Genomic DNA, 17,704 nt, shown 5'->3' with positions numbered 1-17,704 from the left:
AGCTTGATTTATTTAACAAGTAGGTAAAAAATATCAAGTTTTAGTTGGAAGAGATTAATACATTGCTCTCAATTCAAAGTTTTCCATAGGGCTGAGGCTTGAAGATCGTCTAATTGATGTTTCTTAAATTCATATTTAAGTGCTTTAAAAATTCCAGGTGAAAAATCCCGCCAAAATTTCTTAACGAGTTTAGGATTGCTGCTGCTCAATTCTAAAGTAATGGTTGGAATAACTCTTTCATTACCAGCATAGTTTCCTAAGCTGCCTGGGTAAATTCCAAAATCTTTTATTTTATAATTGCCCGCACTTCTTGAAAGGAGCTCCGTTAAATTGCGTGCTTTTTTCTGTTGTACTGTTTGTGGTCCAATTGTTAGAAGTTTGGGTATTTCGTAATCTAAGTCGAGAAATGCAAGGGGAGCATGAATTGATATAACTTTATTTGGCTGAAATTTATTGATTAAGTCTGCTTGAAAGCGCGTGCCTTGTTCAGAGTTTGGAAATCTTCCAGGAAATTTTCTTTTATCACGATCTTTAGAGTTATACCATATTTGATATGCGTATTTGCTCCAGGTGGCAGTTGGAAAGTTTCTATTTAAATCCACTCCATTCGAATTTGTTCTTTTAGGTGGATTTGCAAAAAAACCGTCTGGATTCACAAGGGGTGCAATAATAACTCGAGAATCTTTATACAAGTTTGGATTTTTATTTAAAGCATCTGCAAATTGGAAGGCAAGATGAACAGGTGTGAGCTCATCAGGATGAACTCCCCCTAAGATGAGAGTGACATTGCGTCTTTGGCTCTCATCAAAACCAGATGAATTGTCTGAAAATTCCCAATAGACAAGGGGTTTGCCATTTTCGCTGACATAATTGTATGTCAAAGGCAATGAAAAGCAGGGGCTTTTGCCCCAATCGAGTTTTTTGTAGGTATAATCAACTCTTTGGCATAAATCTGAGATCTGTTTTTGCATTCTTAAGCGGTATGACTCATTCAATACCTGTAAAGCATTGAGAGGCAAGCCAGAAAGATTGAATAAGGATGTGGGAACGTTATTAAAACGGAAGGGTAAAGAGTTAACATCGTCAAATTCTAGCGGAAAATATGAAGCAAAAATATTTTGGCTATAAAGAAAATTAATCAATAGTATTAGCATCTTAAACTTGATTTTGCTCGAAATTGGAGCAACGCTCATGAATTTCCTCACAAAAATTTATAAATAATGAGATAACTTCATAGAAAATATCGTCTAATTTTATTGCAACACGATATACTTTTCGGCGCAAGTCTTCCGTCATGAACCAAACTATGCTAATATTTTAAGGGTTAACTTTCTCAGTAAGTTAGGCAGCTCCTAGAATAAGCATTCTCAGCTTGTTATTAGACTTAAAAAAAGGTAGTCATTTAGAATGAAAAACTCGGTTCAGTACAATAATGTAAAAAGTTTTATAGATGAAAAGATATCTCCCGGTGTGGCTGCACATGGAGGTGAAGTAAATATTATTAGCTTAGATAATAATATACTAACTTTGGAACTTTCAGGATCTTGTGGGAGTTGTTCTATACAGGCCTATACATCTGAGTCTATTTCTAATTATATATTAGAAGAATTTCCTGATTTAGAAGATGTTATCGTAACAGACTAACTTAAGAAAAATACATATGAATGCCTTTATTGAAATTATTGAGAAACTTGTAGAGGCTATTTCGCATCAAACTTGGTTAGAACAGAGTAATTTTCCGTTTAAACATTTAAAAGAACCAAAAGGCAAAGTCTTTGATGTGTGTTTATTTGAAACAAGTGCACAAGGCGCTGCTGGTTTTCTTATAATCGAATTCGAAGGAATTTCTGACCTGTTTGTTTTACCCTTTCGTTTAGCAAGATATAGTGAGGACGGAGATCTTATCACCATCTCTCCTTGGAGCTTACGAGACGCCTCTGCGGATGGGCACTTTTATGAATCCTGGCGTTTGGCGCAAAAACAGAAAAATCCTTTACCGACGGCAAAAAAGGGGACTTTTTTTCATAAAAAAAGCACAGGAGAGCCAAGTTTTATCGCTATTGGTATTTGGAGTGATACGAAAAATACCTGTGTGCGCTTGGATTTTCAAATAGCTTATAAAATATTTAGAACAATTGAAAAAGAACATCCCCAATCAATTGAAGTTGAGCTGTTAAGTTATTTAAGCAGTCAGAATATATTTTTAAATTTCGCAAAATTAATAAGTATTTTTGAGTACAATTCACACAATATTAAAAAATCACATATAGCGATAGGTATTAAATATATTCAAAATAATGGTACTTTATTCCCGCAAATTGTTTCTTTACTGCACAAAGCTCGTTTTCCTAAAAAATTAAAAGAGCGGTCCTCTGAAGATGCGTGGAATCAAGTCTTAAATATAATCGAATCGCTTGGCCGCGTTTTAGGTGATTTCCATAAGGCAATGGTCATTGCCCCTCGTGGTACGGATTTAGCTCCAGAACAAAATACAGAAGAGTCAAAGGCAAGATGGCTTGATATTTTAATTGAAAAATTGCATGAAAGAATGAAAAAAGTCTTGGAGATGCAAGAATTATATCCAATTTATTCTGGAGTATTTTATTTGCTTCCTTCTTTTGTAGAAAGAATAATAGAAAAAATCAAGGAAGCAGATGATCTAGGTTTGAGAATAAGAAATCACGGTAATGTGCATCTTGGTCAGATTTTAATTGGTAAAGATGGCCTTATATTACTGGATTATGAGTCAGATCATTTTGATGATCCAACTTATCGGAGATTAAAACAACCGTGTTTAAAAGACATAGCTTCAATAATTGTGAGTCTCAGATTTGCTTGGTATTTTACCGAGCGGAAATATTATGCATCTTTGACAGATATTGAAGACAATATGAATATTAAAATGGATAATTTTGGCTCTGTTAAAATTTCCGATGTTGTTATGCCCGAGAAATATTTGCCAACATTAAAAGAAATAGAGTCGACTTTTTTTAAGTTTTACAATAATAGTTTAGACGAAAATATAGGCTCTTCTCAGTTAAAACCTAAGAGTTCAGAAACTTCTCAGGATTTATTTAATTTTTGTTTTTTGATTCGTATTTTAAAGGAAATTATTCGGGATTCTCATGAAGGTAATCCGCGCCCCCGTATATGGCTGCATATTTTGCAAGACTTTATAATGAAAGAGTCCATTGGGGACAAGTAGCTTCCAAAATGAGTAGAAAACAAAATGATTTTTCTCTTTTCTCTGTTTTCTATTGACATCAGAGCTATTTTAAAAATAGCCTCCCAACGGGTTTATTAAACTTTGCTTTCTTTATCAATTTAAGAGGTATATAATCATGGAAAGAACCTTTTCAATCATCAAGCCAGATGGTGTAAAAAGAAATATTATAGGCAAAATTCTCACTAAAATAGAAGAAAGTGGTCTTCGCGTCGTTGCTACAAAGACAATGCACATGTCTCGCCGTGAAGCTGAGCAATTCTATGCAGTTCACTCTGCTCGTCCCTTCTTTGGTGAACTTTGTGAATATATGACTTCTGCTCCTGTGGTTGTATCCGTTCTTGAAGGAACAAACGCAGTCGCTGCTTACCGTGAACTCATGGGGGCTACTGATCCTTCTAAAGCAACTAAGGGAACAATTCGCGCGGATTTTGGTCTCAGTATTGGTGAAAACACTGTACATGGTTCTGACTCTCTCGAAAATGCTGCAATCGAAGTTGCGTATTTCTTTTCTGGAACAGAACTTGTAAATTCTGCAAAATAATATCTGATAAAAACGGATAATAATTTTAAAAAACCGCTTAAGCGGTTTTTTTTTGTAAAAAAAAAGTGTAGTGTCTGTCGTGTGTTTTGCTTTCCCTAAGAGCGGAAAGCATTGTCCAGCTACCATAAATTGCGAGTAACTATTATGGCTATAAAAGAAATTCTTCTCACTCAAGAAATATTATCAGATATTTCAAATGATTTAAAATTACCTAAAAATCAGGTTGAAAATACTCTTAATCTTATCCTTGATGACTGTACAATACCATTTATTGCTCGATATAGAAAAGAAGTAACAAACGGCCTTGATGAAGTTCAAATTAGAGATATTCGCGATAAATTTGAATATATCTTTGCTTTGAACGAAAGAAAAGATGCAATACTCAGATCGATTACAGAACAAGGTAAATTAAATCCTGAGCTACAAGCAAAAATTCTTTCTTGCAAAGTAAAATCTGATCTCGAAGATCTATATTTACCATATAAACCTAAAAAACGTACTAGAGGTCAAATTGCTTCTGAAAGAGGTTTAGCACCGCTTGCAGAAGAAATATTAAAGCAAGAATCTGCACTTGTCGATTTAGCGCCTTTGTTTTCTGCGTATATCGGCAAACACGATGATTTAACAAATTTAGAAATAGTTATACAAGGTACAAAAGACTATATTTCAGAAAACGTTTCTGAAATTGCAGAGATGAGAAAAGAATTGCGTCATTGGATGTACGAAAATGCAATATTTAAATCTGAAGTAAGAGAAGAACACAAAGATAAAAAAACAAAATACAACAATTATTATTCTTTTACTGAACCAGCTAAATCAATTGCAGCGCATAGACTCATGGCTCTACGTCGTGGTGAAAAAGAAGAAATTTTAAAAGTATCTTTTGATTTTGATATCGAAATACCAAAAGCAATGATTGCAAGTCATGTTATAAAAAACACTGCTTCAGATGTAGTGAAAAACTTTTTAACAGAGTGTATATCAGAAAGTTATACAAGAATTATCTCACCAAGTATTGAAACTGAATTGCGTTTAGAAACAAAAACATATGCTGAAGAAGAGGCTATTTTTGTTTTTGGAAAAAATTTACGGAATTTATTATTACTACCACCAATTCCAAAGCGTATAGTTTTAGGAATAGATCCAGGCTTGAGAACAGGCAGCAAAATAGTTGTTGTTGATGGGACAGGAAAACTTTTAGATTACTCAACTATTTATCCAATTCATGATGAAGAGCTTGATAAACCAAAGAACAAGAATTCAGTTGAAATTTTATTAAATTTAATAAAAAAACATTCAGTCGAATTGATTTCAATTGGAAATGGAACCGCAGGTCGCGAAATGGAAGCCTTTGTTGAAAAAGCATTGGCAACCGATAAAGCATTAAATCCAAGAATTGTAATTGTAAACGAAGCCGGGGCGAGTGTTTATTCTGCAAGTGACATTGCGCGTGAAGAATTCCCTGATCTCGACATTACTTATCGCGGAGCAGTAAGTATTGCGCGTAGACTTCAAGATCCGCTTGCTGAGCTTGTAAAAATCGATCCAAAAAGTATTGGTGTTGGTCAATATCAACACGATGTAAATCAAAGTCGTTTAAAAAAACAATTAAGCGAAGTTGTTGAAAGTTGTGTGAACTATGTTGGCGTTAATTTAAATACAGCAAGTCCAAGTCTACTTTCTTATGTTGCAGGAATTGGGCCAAGTTTGGCAAAAAGCATTGTTAGACATAGAGATGCAAATGGTGAGTTTAAAGATAGAAAAAAATTATTTGAAGTCATGGGTTTTGGTGCAAAAACTTTTGAGCAATCTGCAGGATTTTTAAGAATTCCTGAGAGTGAAAATCGACTTGATAACACTGGAGTTCACCCAGAAACATATTCAATTATAGAGAAAATTTCATCCGATTTATCTATTTCAGTTAATGAATTACTTGGTAAAAGAGAAATAATTTCTAAAATAAAACTTGAAAGTTATGTTACAGAAGAAGTCGGTCTGCCAACTTTACAAGATATAGTTAAAGAGTTGTTAAAGCCAGGCCGGGATCCTCGTGAAGAAGGGGCAAAACAATCTTACAACCGTGAAGTGCGTGACTTTAATCATTTGAAAGAAGGTCAGGTTTTAACTGGTACCGTAACTAATGTAACAAATTTTGGCGCATTTGTTGATATAGGTGTGCATCAAGATGGATTAATCCATATTTCGGAACTCTCAAATCAATTTATTAAAGATCTTTCACAAGCAATCACTGTTGGGCAACAAGTGAAAGTTAAGGTCATTGGTATTGATAAAGAAAGAAAAAGAATTTCTCTTTCTAAGCGTGCTTGTGAAGAAAATACACACAATTCAGCAAATAATAATCAGAATCAGTCTAGCCGTTCAGGCGCATCGACTGAACAGAGTTCTCGCTCTAATTATAATAATAAAGGACGTGATGATAACAGGAAAAATCAAACTACCGGTTTTTCATCTAGAAAAAATAATTCTCAAGCGAATGGCAATCGTTCTATGAATAAAGAGCCTGAAAAACCTGCAAGTTTGACTGATCTATTAAGTAAGTTTAATTCAAATAGAGTCTAACTATGAAAATCGAACTGCTTCCCGTTTTAAATGACAATTATATTTTTATTTTAATTGATGAGTTAAAATTAGAAGCAGCCGTTATAGATCCAGCCGAAGCTAAACCTGTGATCGATTTCTTAGAAACAAATAATCTAAAATTAAAGCATATTTTTAATACCCACCATCATTCCGATCATATTGGTGGGAATATAAAACTATGTGATTTTTATAAAAATGTTAATGTTTATGCAGGCGAAAAAGATTCTGGAAGAATTGGTAAACAAGACTTTTTCTTAAAACATGGTGATACAGTTAATTTTGCGGATGAAATTGCAAATATTTATTATGTTCCTGGTCATACTTTGGGACATATTTGCTATCATTTTCTTATGAAAAATGGTGAGAGTCATTTGTTTATAGGTGACACTATTTTTTCTGGAGGTTGTGGAAAAATATTTGAAGGAACCTTTGAACAAATGTTTTCTTCGCTCTCTTTTCTTCGTGACACGGTACCTGAAAATACATTTATTTGGTGTGCACATGAATATACTTTGGAAAACTATCTGATTCTCGAGTGCCTTGAACCTCATAATATAAATATAAAGGATAAAATTCAAAACATTTTATCCTTAAGAGAAAAGAATTTACCCACAATTCCTTGTCTTATTTCAGAAGAGTTAAAAATAAATAGTTTATTGCGGTGGGATGATCCTAGTTTAAGAAACATTTTGTCAACTAAAAATAGCCTAGAAACATTTATTGCAGTGCGAAAATTTAGAGACAATCCACCGAAAGTAAAAATTCCTTTTTAAGAATTTGAGATATTATTTTACACTTCCCAGTACAGGGATTTTATTAGGAGTAAAGTTATGTATCAATTTAAGTTACCTAATGGAATTGTTTTATATAAATGGCCTCATAAAATTGATCCTACCGAAGAGCTTATGAAAAAAGAATTAATTAATTTAGGTTTTAAGGCCTATGATCTACAAACTTGTGGACCTTGGTTTGAGCGAAGCAGTCATGCGCACAATTATGAAGAGATTCGCGCTGCTGTAGAAGGATGTATCACTTTTCATTTTGCTGAATTTCCTATCACAATTGAGGCGGGTGATATTGTTATTATTCCTCCTGGAATTCCGCATGAGGCTATTTCGCATAATTCTAGGCCATTTAAAGCTTTCAAAGGGAGTCGATCTGGCGAACGCAGCGTCACTGAATTTGGTGATGGCCGTGGAAGTATAGAAGATTTGGCAAGTCAAAAGATAAATAAGGGCTAGTTTATGAATTTTTATTTTTTTGATCTTGATGGCACTCTCGAGGATTCCCGTGAAGATATGGCGCGTTCAGTGAACGCGGTCAGAGAATTGTTGGGACTAAATCTTAGAGAAATCGATGATGTAAAAAAGCATGTCAATCGAGGTATGCATGATTTATATGTTTCCTGTTTTGACGATTTTTTCTCAAATAGTGCGCATTATGAGACTGCGTACGAAAAAGTTAAAACGGAATATGAGAAACATTATCTAGAAAATATTTGTATAAAAAGTTTTTGTTATGATAATATTGAAAAAGTTTTAGAAGAATTTGCGAAAAATTCGAAAATAATAGTGATAACGAATAAACCAGAAAAGCATTCAAGAGCTCTTTTGGTGAGTTTAGGAATTAATCAATATATTACGGATGTTATGGGTGGTGACAGCTGTGCTGAAATGAAACCCAGTCCCCTACCCCTGCAGATTTCAGCCAAACGTAACAATTTTTCTTTTGAGAATGATAAAGCTTTTATGATTGGAGATAGCGCGGGTGACATTCAGGCTGGTAAGGCCTTTGGCGCAAAGACAATATGGTGTTCTTATGGGTACATTAAAAGCTATGGTTCTATAAAACCCGATTATACAATTAACTCACCTCATGAACTTTTGACTTTAGCTATGCAATAAAGGAACATCTAACTGACTTTTTTTTCCTCATTTGGTAAATTTTAATTATCAAATAGGAAGATAAAGTGTGGTTATGTTAAAAGCAAAAAAAAATTATGAAGATTCATCCACCTTTTTTTCTCGGATTCTTTTTCTTTGGGTGAATCCAATAGTTCGGCTAGGTAAAAAAAAGCCATTAGAAGAAATAGATTTACTCGACATACCAAAGTTAGACAGCATAGAGGCAAGTTATTTAAACTTAAAACATGCTTATAAAAAAAATTTAGCAAAAAAAAACGCATTACTCATATCACTCTTAAATTTGCATTTAAAAAAAGTAATATTAGTCTCGTTTATATGTTTATTGAGTTTATTATTAAATATATATGTAACTTTTGTTTTGAAAGATATTATATTACATATTCAAGAGGACGATATAAATATATTAAACGGAATTTATTTATCTATAAAAATTTGTTTAATCGTCTTTTTGTCTAATATGCTTATTCAGCACACATATCATATTGTTTTACGCCTAGGGTGCAGATTAAAGGCCTCTATTTGTGGGGTTATTTATGAAAAATCATTAAATTTATCCAAAGACAAGCGCGATCGCTTAAAAAGTGGAGAGATCGTCAATTTAATGGTGATTGATAATGCTAGAATTTATAACTTTGCCTCACAATTTCATAACTTATGGATTTTACCTATTCAGCTTATAGCAATCGTTAGCATTTTATTTTACGCAATTGGCATTGCAGTTTTACCTGCAATACTTGTATTCTTTTTATTATTGTTATTGTCTTTTAAATTATCAAAAAAAATATTTAACATAAAAAAAGAACTTTTAAATATAAGTGATTTAAGAGTTTCTTATATGAGTGATATTTTAAACAGCATTAAAATAATTAAGTTTTACACTTGGGAAAAATTCTTTACCAAAGAAGTTTTGAGAGAGAGAGAAAAAGAACTCTCTTTTCTTAAATTGTTAGCAAATAATTCAGCTATTTTAAATACGATCTTTATTGCGACTCCAATTATTTTTGCAATTATAACTTTCAGTGTTTCGATCCTTTTTAATAATCATTTAAGTCTATCTGTTATTTTTTCATCGATAGCATTATTTTCTTTGCTAAAACCAATTATGACACAACTTCCCCAAGTGATAACAAATCTTATAGATGCATCTGTTTCCTTAAAAAGAATTCAAATATTTTTGTCACTACCAGAAAAAAAAGAAAATTTTCAAACAGACATAATACCGAATGGTAATATTATATTTAAAGATGCTTCGATTAAAAATTCCGAAGATTCTATTTTTTGTCTTAAAAATTTAAATCTGAATATCAGTTCTGGCGAACTTGTTATAATCGTAGGCTCGGTTGGTTGCGGTAAGACAACACTTTTAAATGCAATTTTGGGCGAAGCAATAAAAATAAATGGTACGATTAAATACAATGGAAAAATCTCTTATGTGCCTCAAGTGCCATGGTTAATCAATAAAACTCTAAAAGAAAATATTATTTTTAAACAAGAAGAAAATATTGAGAGATATCAAAAGAGTATTTTTTGCGCTGCTTTAGAAAATGATATTTTAAATTTTGAAGCAGGAGATTCTATTGAGATTGGTGAAAACGGGGTCAATCTATCGGGTGGGCAAAAACAAAGAGTCAATATAGCAAGAGCTATTTATAATGATTCAGATATTTATTTATTTGATGACATTTTTAGTTCAATTGATGCAAATACGAGTGATCTCATATTTGAGAGAAGTCTTTTGTTAGAACTCAAACAAAAAACCCGAATCTTAATCACACACAAACAAGAGTATGCTAAATTTGCCGATAAAATAATATATTTGGAAAATGGGAGCATTAAAAAAATAATTTCAAACTCTCATATTGAAAATAAAATTGATTTGTTTTATAGCGCAAAGTCAAAAGAAAAGAATAAATATTTAATGAGAGGAATGATTAATTCTAACCTAAACAAAAATAGTGTAGGAATTAATATTTCTGATAGTAATTTGAATATGCATGAATTGGATGATCAAAATAATGAGAAGCTTCAATTTCAGAAAATAATAATGGATGAAGATAGAAATTTTGGAAAAATTGATAAAAATTTTTATACTACTTACATTAAAGCAATTGTCCCTGGTATATTTATATATGTCATGTTTTTATTATTTCTTTTCAAAGAAATATTTTCTGCTATGACAGATGCATGGCTAGGATATTGGAGCTCTAATAAATTTTTAACGACAAATTATTTTTTGTTTACTTATTTTTCACTAGGGATGTTAGGCATTATTTTTTCATATTTAAGATCTTATTCAGTATTAAGAAATGGAGTATTTGCTGCAAAAAATTTTCATGATAAATTGTTTGAAGGTGTAATCTATGCTCCATTAAAATTTTTTAATAGCAACCCAATTGGAAGGATATTAAATAGATTTGGGAAAGATCAAGAAAACATTGATCTTTATTTGCCTCAGAACTTCCAGGAATTTTTTGCTTCGGTTTTTACGATACTTTCAACAATGCTTATTCTAATATTTATAAGCCCATATTGTATTATTGGTATTATTCCAATTCTTTTTGTTTATTATAATATTCAGTCGAAGTATTTTTCATCTTCAATAGAAGCAAGAAGGCTTGACTCTGTGACAAGAAGTCCTGTTTATGCTTACTTTTCTGAGACTCTTGCAGGAATACAGAGTATTAGAATCTATCAGGTACAAAAAAAATTTATATCTGAGAATATAGATTTAATTGAAAAAAATCAGAAAGCTTATTACACTATTATTTCACTGAATAGATGGTTAGCTTTAAGAGTAGAATTTATTGGTTGTGGTATTTTATTTTTAACAGTTGTAACTTCCTTCGCTATACACGCATATATAAATACAGGATTGCTAGGTATGGCAATTACTTATTCATTGATGATTAATTCAGTTTTGAATTGGTCAGTTAGAATGTATGCTGAGCTTGCCTCTGGAATGAATTCAATTGAGAGAGTTTCAAACTATTCAAAGATTTCACCTGAAAAATACAATGGAGATATCCCTGAAAAAGATTGGCCAATTAAAGGAGAAATATCTTTTGTAAATATTGTTTTAAAATATGAAAATAATATGAAACCTATATTAAGAAACATAAATTTCCATTTTTACGAAGGTGAGAAAATAGGAATAGTTGGAAGAACGGGAGCTGGAAAAAGTAGTTTGATAAATGCTCTGTTTCGTTGTGTCGAACCATTGTCGGGTAAAATTATAATAGATGGAAGAAATATCAGTGATGTTTCTCTTATAGCGCTTAGAAAAAGTATATCTATAATTCCGCAAGATCCAATTTTATTTACAGGTACACTGCGAAAAAATTTAGACCCTTTTCATGAATTTGATAATAATAAAATTTGGGAAGCCGTCACGTATGCCCAAATTGAGAAAGCTCTCCCTGGATTATTAAATTTAGGATTAGATACTCCTGTGTTAGAATGTGGAAGTAATTTTAGTATTGGTCAAAGACAATTGATCTGTTTAGCCAGATCAATTTTGCGCGAGAATAAAATTCTTATATTAGATGAAGCGACAGCGAGCCTAGATTTTGAAACAGATGGAATAATTCAAAGAATAATCCAACAGGTTTTTTCAAAATGTACTGTTATTACAATAGCTCATCGCGTGACGTCCGTTTTTGATTGCGATAGAGTCTTAGTTATGGATAGAGGTTGTATAGTTGAGTTTGACGCGCCAGAGATTTTACGCAAAAAAGAGAATGGTTATTTCTGGCAATTGTGTCATGAATAGGCTAAGGCTACTTTCGAACGGCTGAGCCGCATAATACAATTTTTCTTTTTAAAGATTATAAATTTAAATTAGGAAGTGGAGTAATGCAAAATAAAGATAACGGTGCATTTAGACGTAAGGGAGATTTAGGTGTTCCCTTAGTAATAGGTCTATTTGTACTTGCTATTATTCTTGGGTGGGTAGTTTTTAGAAATTACGAGTATTCCTCAAAGGAAATCACTCAATCATTGTCTCAAATGCAAGAGGAGTCAACTCATCTTTCTCTGAATGGTTGTGCAGAAAAAACATTAACCTGGTTTCAAAAATGTGATGCCATGACCCAACTTTGTGATGATACTGTTCCACGATTAGTGAAAGTTTGTCTTGCAAATAGTGATAAATCGGCTGATTGTTCGCAATATGGAAAAGAAATTTACGGCTATAATTTTGGTGCAAAACAATGTGCTCCTTACATGCATGACAAAAAGCTTAAGCGTCAGAAAAAGGCTTGTGCAGATACTTGGCAAACTATAGCAGATTATTGCAAAGTTGTTGCTAAGAGAGCTGCACAAAATCATTAAAAAGAATTTTGGAAATCAAATATAAAATGTCTAAAAAAAATTCTACTTTTAAAGATTATATTGAACTATGTAAACCACGGATAACATTTTTTTGTATTATAATGACTGCTGGTGGTGTTGTTCTTGCTCCGGGTAATATTAGTTTAATATCATTTATAATGACACTTGTTGGAACTGCATTATCAGTAGCATCAGCAAATACGTTTAATATGATCTATGAACGTAATTCAGATAAACTCATGAAAAGAACGCGAGCACGTCCTATTGCAATGGGGCGAGTTAAAGTTAAAGACGCACTTATATATGCAACAATTCTTGGAATGTTAAGTATTTTTCTTTTAACTTATTTTGTAAATTCGTTGACCGCAATATTATCTTTTGCTGCAATCGCAAGTTATAGTTTAATATACACACCTTTAAAATCTAAAACTCCTTTGGCATTAGTGATAGGTGCATTTCCGGGAGCTATGCCACCTTTACTTGGCTGGACTGCTGTTAATAATCAAATTGATTTAGCAGGATTGGCTTTATTTGGTGTATTATTTGCTTGGCAAATGCCGCATTTCATAGCTATCGCTATTTATCATAAAGATGATTATGCAAAAGCAAATATAAAAGTTGTTCCAGCTGTGCGTGGAGATCAGGTTGCAAAAACTCAAGCTTTTTTCTGGTCTATAGCATTGATTCTCATCAGTTTTTTGCTTGTTCCTTTAAAAGTTGGTGGTTTGGTTTATTTCATAATTGCGATTGCTTTAGGTATTTGGTTTTTGCGTTTGAGTATTATCGGATTAAAAAAAGACCTTATGCCAAACTGGCCACGCAAATTCTTTTTAGCCTCGCTTGTTTACTTACCGGTTTTGGTTTTTGCTTTAGTTATAGATAGATTTGTCTCGATCATTCTTAATAATTAATAAAAAAAAAGTTAAATTATTTTTTTATCAAGCGCTCTAATTGAGAATCATTCTCATTAATTTTCGCCACTCTTTTGTTCGTTTACTTGACAAGAGATCTTTTGAAAGAGGATATTTTATCTTGTTGATTGAATACGAGTTTAAAAATTCTTTTTGATGATCTAGGATGGAGCTCTTGCTCGTCTTGTTGTGATCCGTTAGAACTCTTCCGCAACTAAAGGTTGCAGCGCATTCGGGTTTTCTTGAATATGCAGTAAACTATTTTATAGTTTGCATTCGATCCGTTTTTTGAATTTTTTTATTTATTATTTGTTTTGCTTTTATTTGGGTGGTGCCGTGGAACCGATATTTCCAAAATGGACAAACCGAATTCCTCTATACGCTGGTGTAGGTGTTTCGTTACTGTTGATAGCGATTGTTGCAGGGATTTGGTACTATTTTTCGCCAAAATTTTTGGCAGTTGGTTATGAGCCTGATCAACCGATTGCATTTAGTCACCAGCTTCATGCAGGACAAATGGGTATTGATTGCAGCTACTGTCATGTCGGGGTTGAAAAAACTTCTTTTTCACCAATTCCCCCAACAGACACATGCATGGGTTGTCATAATAAAGTTAAAAAAGACAGTCCAAGATTAAAAGTATTACGTGAAAGTTATGAAAATAAAACCCCAATTCCTTGGGTCAGAGTTCATGCTTTGCCACGTTATTCGCATTTTGATCACAGCGCGCATTTAACTGCAGGTGTGGGATGTGTGACGTGTCATGATAGAGTGGATAAAATGCAAACTGTGCGTATGGCGTCTCCATTGAGCATGGGATGGTGTCTTGATTGCCACAGAAATCCATTGCCTAATATCAGACCGCAGAGTGAATTAAAAAATATGATTTATAATCCGCATACAGAAGGATATGATCCTTTAAAAGATCCAGATTATAAAGATAAATTAATTCAAGGACCACAAGCTTGTGGGGCTTGTCACTATTGATTTTTAATCGAATGCTTTTTTGAGCATTCGTAAAGTAACAAATTTTGATTGGAAAGTTTGCAACATGACACAGTTCAATTCCAATGATGAACAAAAAAAACAAACACATTGGCGCAGCATTGAGGATTTAGAACAATCACCTGAATTTATATCTAAACTTCAGCGTGAATTTCCTCACGGTGCCAGCGAACTCGAAATGCGCCCAGGCGTTCATAGAAGAAAATTCTTAGGAATTATTGGTGCATCACTTGCTTTAGCTGGAGTCACTTCTACAGGCTGTATTAGAAGGCCTAAAGAGCACGTTTATCCAGAAAATAATAGACCTGAAGACACACTTCCTGGTGTGCCAAAAAACTTTGCCACTTCTGCACAAATTGGTGGAGGAGTTCTCGGTTTATTAGTGACAAGTACTGATGGCAGACCTACAAAAATTGATGGTAATTCTAAACATATTACTAGCAATCCAATATCTGGAAGTAAAATCGGTTCCTCAAATTCCTATGCTCAAGCAGAAATTTTAAATATGTACGATCCTGATCGGGGTCAAAAGTGCAAAATATCAGGAAAAGTAGCAAACAAAGTAGATTTCTTTAAAGAACTTTCTTCTGTGCTAAACCACGCGCATAAAAATAATGGTGAGAATCTTGCGTTACTTTATTCTGCAAACTCATCGCCATCGTATGCTGCGTTAATTGAAGAATTCAAACTGAAATATGCCAAAGCAATTGTAATTGAGCAAGATACTAATTATTCAAAAAATAGAAAATTAGGATTGACTCAAGTAGCAAATACTTCCGCGGATGTTTCCTATGATTTTCTCAATGCAAATGTAATATTAGCTGTTGATTCAGACTTTATGGGGAACGAAGGCGACAGCGTAAAAAATGCAAGAGAATTTTCTGAAAAAAGGAAAGTACTCAATGCAAATTCAACTATGAATAGATTATACTGTGTCGAGTCGCATTTTAGTATCACTGGTACCGCTTCCGATCATCGCTATACTTTAAGAAGTGGTAAGATTGGTGAATTTTTAATAGCATTAGCCTCAGAGCTTTCAGTTTTAGGAACTCATTTTCCAGCAGAAATTAGCAAATATTTTGAAAATAAATTTGATTTTTCTGATGGACTCAAAAAATGGATTAAGGCATGTGCTAAAGATCTTTATAATAACAGAGGTGGAAGTCTTGTTATTGTAGGTGATCGTCAACCTGCTTGGATGCATTCATTAGGTTTTGCAATAAATGTTTCTTTAAGTGCGATCGGCAAAACTGTTAGTTTAGTTAATGATACGAGTAAAGTTAAAAATAATTCATCATTTTCTAACTTAAAAGCTGCTGTTGAAGCGAATAATTTACACAATATAATAATTATTGATGGCAATCCAGCTTATTCGTTGGCATCGGATTTAAAATTTTCAGAACTCATTGCAAAGATAAAAAATAGTTTTTATTTAGGATTTAGTCCTGATGAAACTGCAAATCTTTGTTCACATTATATTCCGAAAACTCATTTCCTTGAGTCATGGGGCGACGCTCGTTCAACTGATGGAACTGTGGGTATAAGACAACCCTTAATTTTACCACTTTTTGATGATTGCTGCGATGAATATTCCTTTGTGAATTATTTAATACATCTTGATCATAAAATTTCTGGCTATAATTACGTCAAACAATATTGGCAAAGAAAATTAGGTAATCCAGCTGGTTTTGAAAATATTTGGCGACACTCTTTAAGCAATGGTTTTATTTCTGAAATCAAAAAAGAAATTATATCGTCGACAAATTATTCTTATTCTCAATTTTCAACGGATTATGCAAAATCCATTCGTACTGAAGAACCTAATGAAAAATCAATTGATATTGAATTTTATTTAGACAGAACAGTTTATGATGGTTGTTACTCTAATAACGCATGGATGCAAGAATTACCAGACCCTGTGCATAAACTTGTCTGGGATAATGCGCTTCTTATCAGTCCAAAAACTGCTAAAGCCATGGGTTTAAAAGCAAGACCAAAACCTGGCAAATCTGAAGTAGATCTTGTGCGGATCACCTATCGTAGCAGAAGCTTCGATGTCGCTGTTTGGGAAGTTCCAGGAGTTGCTGATTTCACCGGTATTCTACAATTAGGCTATGGTCGGAAAGTTGGAAAAGTTGCTAAGGATTGTGGATTTAATGCAAATCTCATCCGCACATCTGACTCATGGTATGGCTCAGGCGCAAAAGTTGAAAAAATAGGACAGAAGTATCCACTTGTTTCAACGCAAGAGCATGGAGCAATGAGTGGTACTCCAGGTCTTTTGGAAGATCGCCCTCCAGCAGTGAGAGAAACAACTCTAAAAGAATTTAAAGCCAATCCAGAATTTGTTCTTGAATATGAACTCTTACCGATTGAAGAACAAAAAAATAATTTATTTAAGTTTCCAAAAGACCCTGCACAAAGAAAGTGGGCGCGCCAACAATGGGGTATGACTATTGATTTAAATACCTGTATTGGTTGCAATGCGTGCTCTGTTGCGTGTCAATCCGAAAATAATATTTCTGTGGTTGGAAAAGAAGAAGTCTTTAAAAACAGAGAAATGTCATGGATCCGTTTGGATCGTTACTTTACAGGTAACGTAGATGATCCTGAAGTGAGAACAGTCTATCAACCTATGAACTGTCAGCAATGTGAAAATGCACCTTGTGAAGCTGTGTGTCCTGTTGCTGCAACAGTGCACAGTCCAGATGGTTTGAATGATATGGCATATAATAGATGCGTTGGAACACGCTATTGCGCTAACAACTGTCCTTATAAAGTGCGTCGCTATAATTTCTTCAATTATAGTAAAATAGATGATGAGCGCAATCCTCTCTATGCAATGCAAAAGAATCCTAACGTAACAGTTCGTTTCCGCGGTGTTATGGAGAAATGTACTTATTGTGTTCAAAAAATAAATAAAGCGCGTTCAAAATTCAAAAAGAATAATGATGGAATTATTCCTGATGGAGAAGTAACAACTGCGTGTCAAAACGTGTGTCCAACAAATGCAATTGTTTTTGGTGATGTTGCAGATCCTTCAACAGCAATATCTAAATTAAAAGAACAAAGTCGAAATTATGCGCTTCTTGGTGAATTAAATACTAAACCAAGGACGACTTATCTCGCAAAACTTCGTAATGCTAATCCTGAATTAAGTTAAAAA

13 protein-coding genes are annotated in these 17,704 nt (G+C 33.3%); 12 read left to right on the top strand and 1 reads right to left on the bottom strand.

What is annotated here, in order from left to right:
- Positions 1-68 precede the first annotated feature (68 nt).
- Positions 69-1,193, bottom strand: coding sequence for a M14 family zinc carboxypeptidase (locus tag EZS29_RS14705; protein WP_130612488.1), 1,125 nt, complete (start codon positions 1,191-1,193; stop codon positions 69-71).
- 214 nt (positions 1,194-1,407) lie between these two features.
- Here EZS29_RS14705 and EZS29_RS14700 point away from each other — a divergent pair, with 214 nt between their 5' ends.
- The 12 genes from EZS29_RS14700 to EZS29_RS14645 all read left to right on the top strand — a co-directional run bounded on the left by EZS29_RS14700 (position 1,408) and on the right by EZS29_RS14645 (position 17,701).
- A complete protein-coding gene (locus EZS29_RS14700) occupies positions 1,408-1,644 on the top strand; it encodes a NifU family protein (protein ID WP_130612485.1) in 237 nt (78 codons plus the stop codon).
- 16 nt (positions 1,645-1,660) lie between these two features.
- Positions 1,661-3,205: a hypothetical protein gene (locus EZS29_RS14695; protein WP_130612482.1), complete on the top strand. Its 1,545-nt coding sequence runs from the start codon at positions 1,661-1,663 to the stop codon at positions 3,203-3,205.
- A 130-nt stretch (positions 3,206-3,335) separates the two neighbouring features.
- A complete protein-coding gene (ndk, locus tag EZS29_RS14690) occupies positions 3,336-3,767 on the top strand; it encodes a nucleoside-diphosphate kinase (RefSeq protein WP_130612479.1) in 432 nt (143 codons plus the stop codon).
- A 144-nt stretch (positions 3,768-3,911) separates the two neighbouring features.
- Positions 3,912-6,347, top strand: coding sequence for a Tex family protein (locus EZS29_RS14685; RefSeq protein WP_130612476.1), 2,436 nt, complete (start codon positions 3,912-3,914; stop codon positions 6,345-6,347).
- A 2-nt stretch (positions 6,348-6,349) separates the two neighbouring features.
- Positions 6,350-7,141 (top strand): hydroxyacylglutathione hydrolase, encoded by a 792-nt coding sequence (gene gloB, locus EZS29_RS14680; protein ID WP_130612473.1) that lies wholly within the window; start codon positions 6,350-6,352, stop codon positions 7,139-7,141.
- A gap of 57 nt (positions 7,142-7,198) precedes the next feature.
- A complete protein-coding gene (locus tag EZS29_RS14675; RefSeq protein WP_130612470.1) occupies positions 7,199-7,609 on the top strand; it encodes a cupin domain-containing protein in 411 nt (136 codons plus the stop codon).
- A gap of 3 nt (positions 7,610-7,612) precedes the next feature.
- Positions 7,613-8,272 (top strand): HAD family hydrolase, encoded by a 660-nt coding sequence (locus tag EZS29_RS14670; RefSeq protein WP_130612467.1) that lies wholly within the window; start codon positions 7,613-7,615, stop codon positions 8,270-8,272.
- A gap of 73 nt (positions 8,273-8,345) precedes the next feature.
- Positions 8,346-12,062: an ATP-binding cassette domain-containing protein gene (locus EZS29_RS14665; protein WP_145987956.1), complete on the top strand. Its 3,717-nt coding sequence runs from the start codon at positions 8,346-8,348 to the stop codon at positions 12,060-12,062.
- An 83-nt stretch (positions 12,063-12,145) separates the two neighbouring features.
- A complete protein-coding gene (locus tag EZS29_RS14660; protein WP_130612461.1) occupies positions 12,146-12,622 on the top strand; it encodes a hypothetical protein in 477 nt (158 codons plus the stop codon).
- Positions 12,623-12,648: 26 nt separating this feature from the next.
- Positions 12,649-13,533 (top strand): heme o synthase, encoded by an 885-nt coding sequence (cyoE, locus tag EZS29_RS14655; protein WP_130612458.1) that lies wholly within the window; start codon positions 12,649-12,651, stop codon positions 13,531-13,533.
- A gap of 336 nt (positions 13,534-13,869) precedes the next feature.
- Entirely contained in the window at positions 13,870-14,520 is a 651-nt protein-coding gene (locus EZS29_RS14650) for a cytochrome c3 family protein (protein WP_130612455.1), read from the top strand.
- Between the two features lie 64 nt (positions 14,521-14,584).
- On the top strand, positions 14,585-17,701 hold the full coding sequence (locus EZS29_RS14645; protein ID WP_130612452.1) for a TAT-variant-translocated molybdopterin oxidoreductase: 3,117 nt from the start codon (positions 14,585-14,587) through the stop codon (positions 17,699-17,701).
- The last annotated feature ends 3 nt before the right edge of the window (positions 17,702-17,704 follow it).

It is taken from the genome of Fluviispira sanaruensis (assembly GCF_004295685.1).
GTDB lineage: Bacteria > Bdellovibrionota_B > Oligoflexia > Silvanigrellales > Silvanigrellaceae > Silvanigrella > Silvanigrella sanaruensis.
Note: the sequence above shows the minus strand (reverse complement) of the source record. Positions and strands in the feature narration are given on the sequence as shown.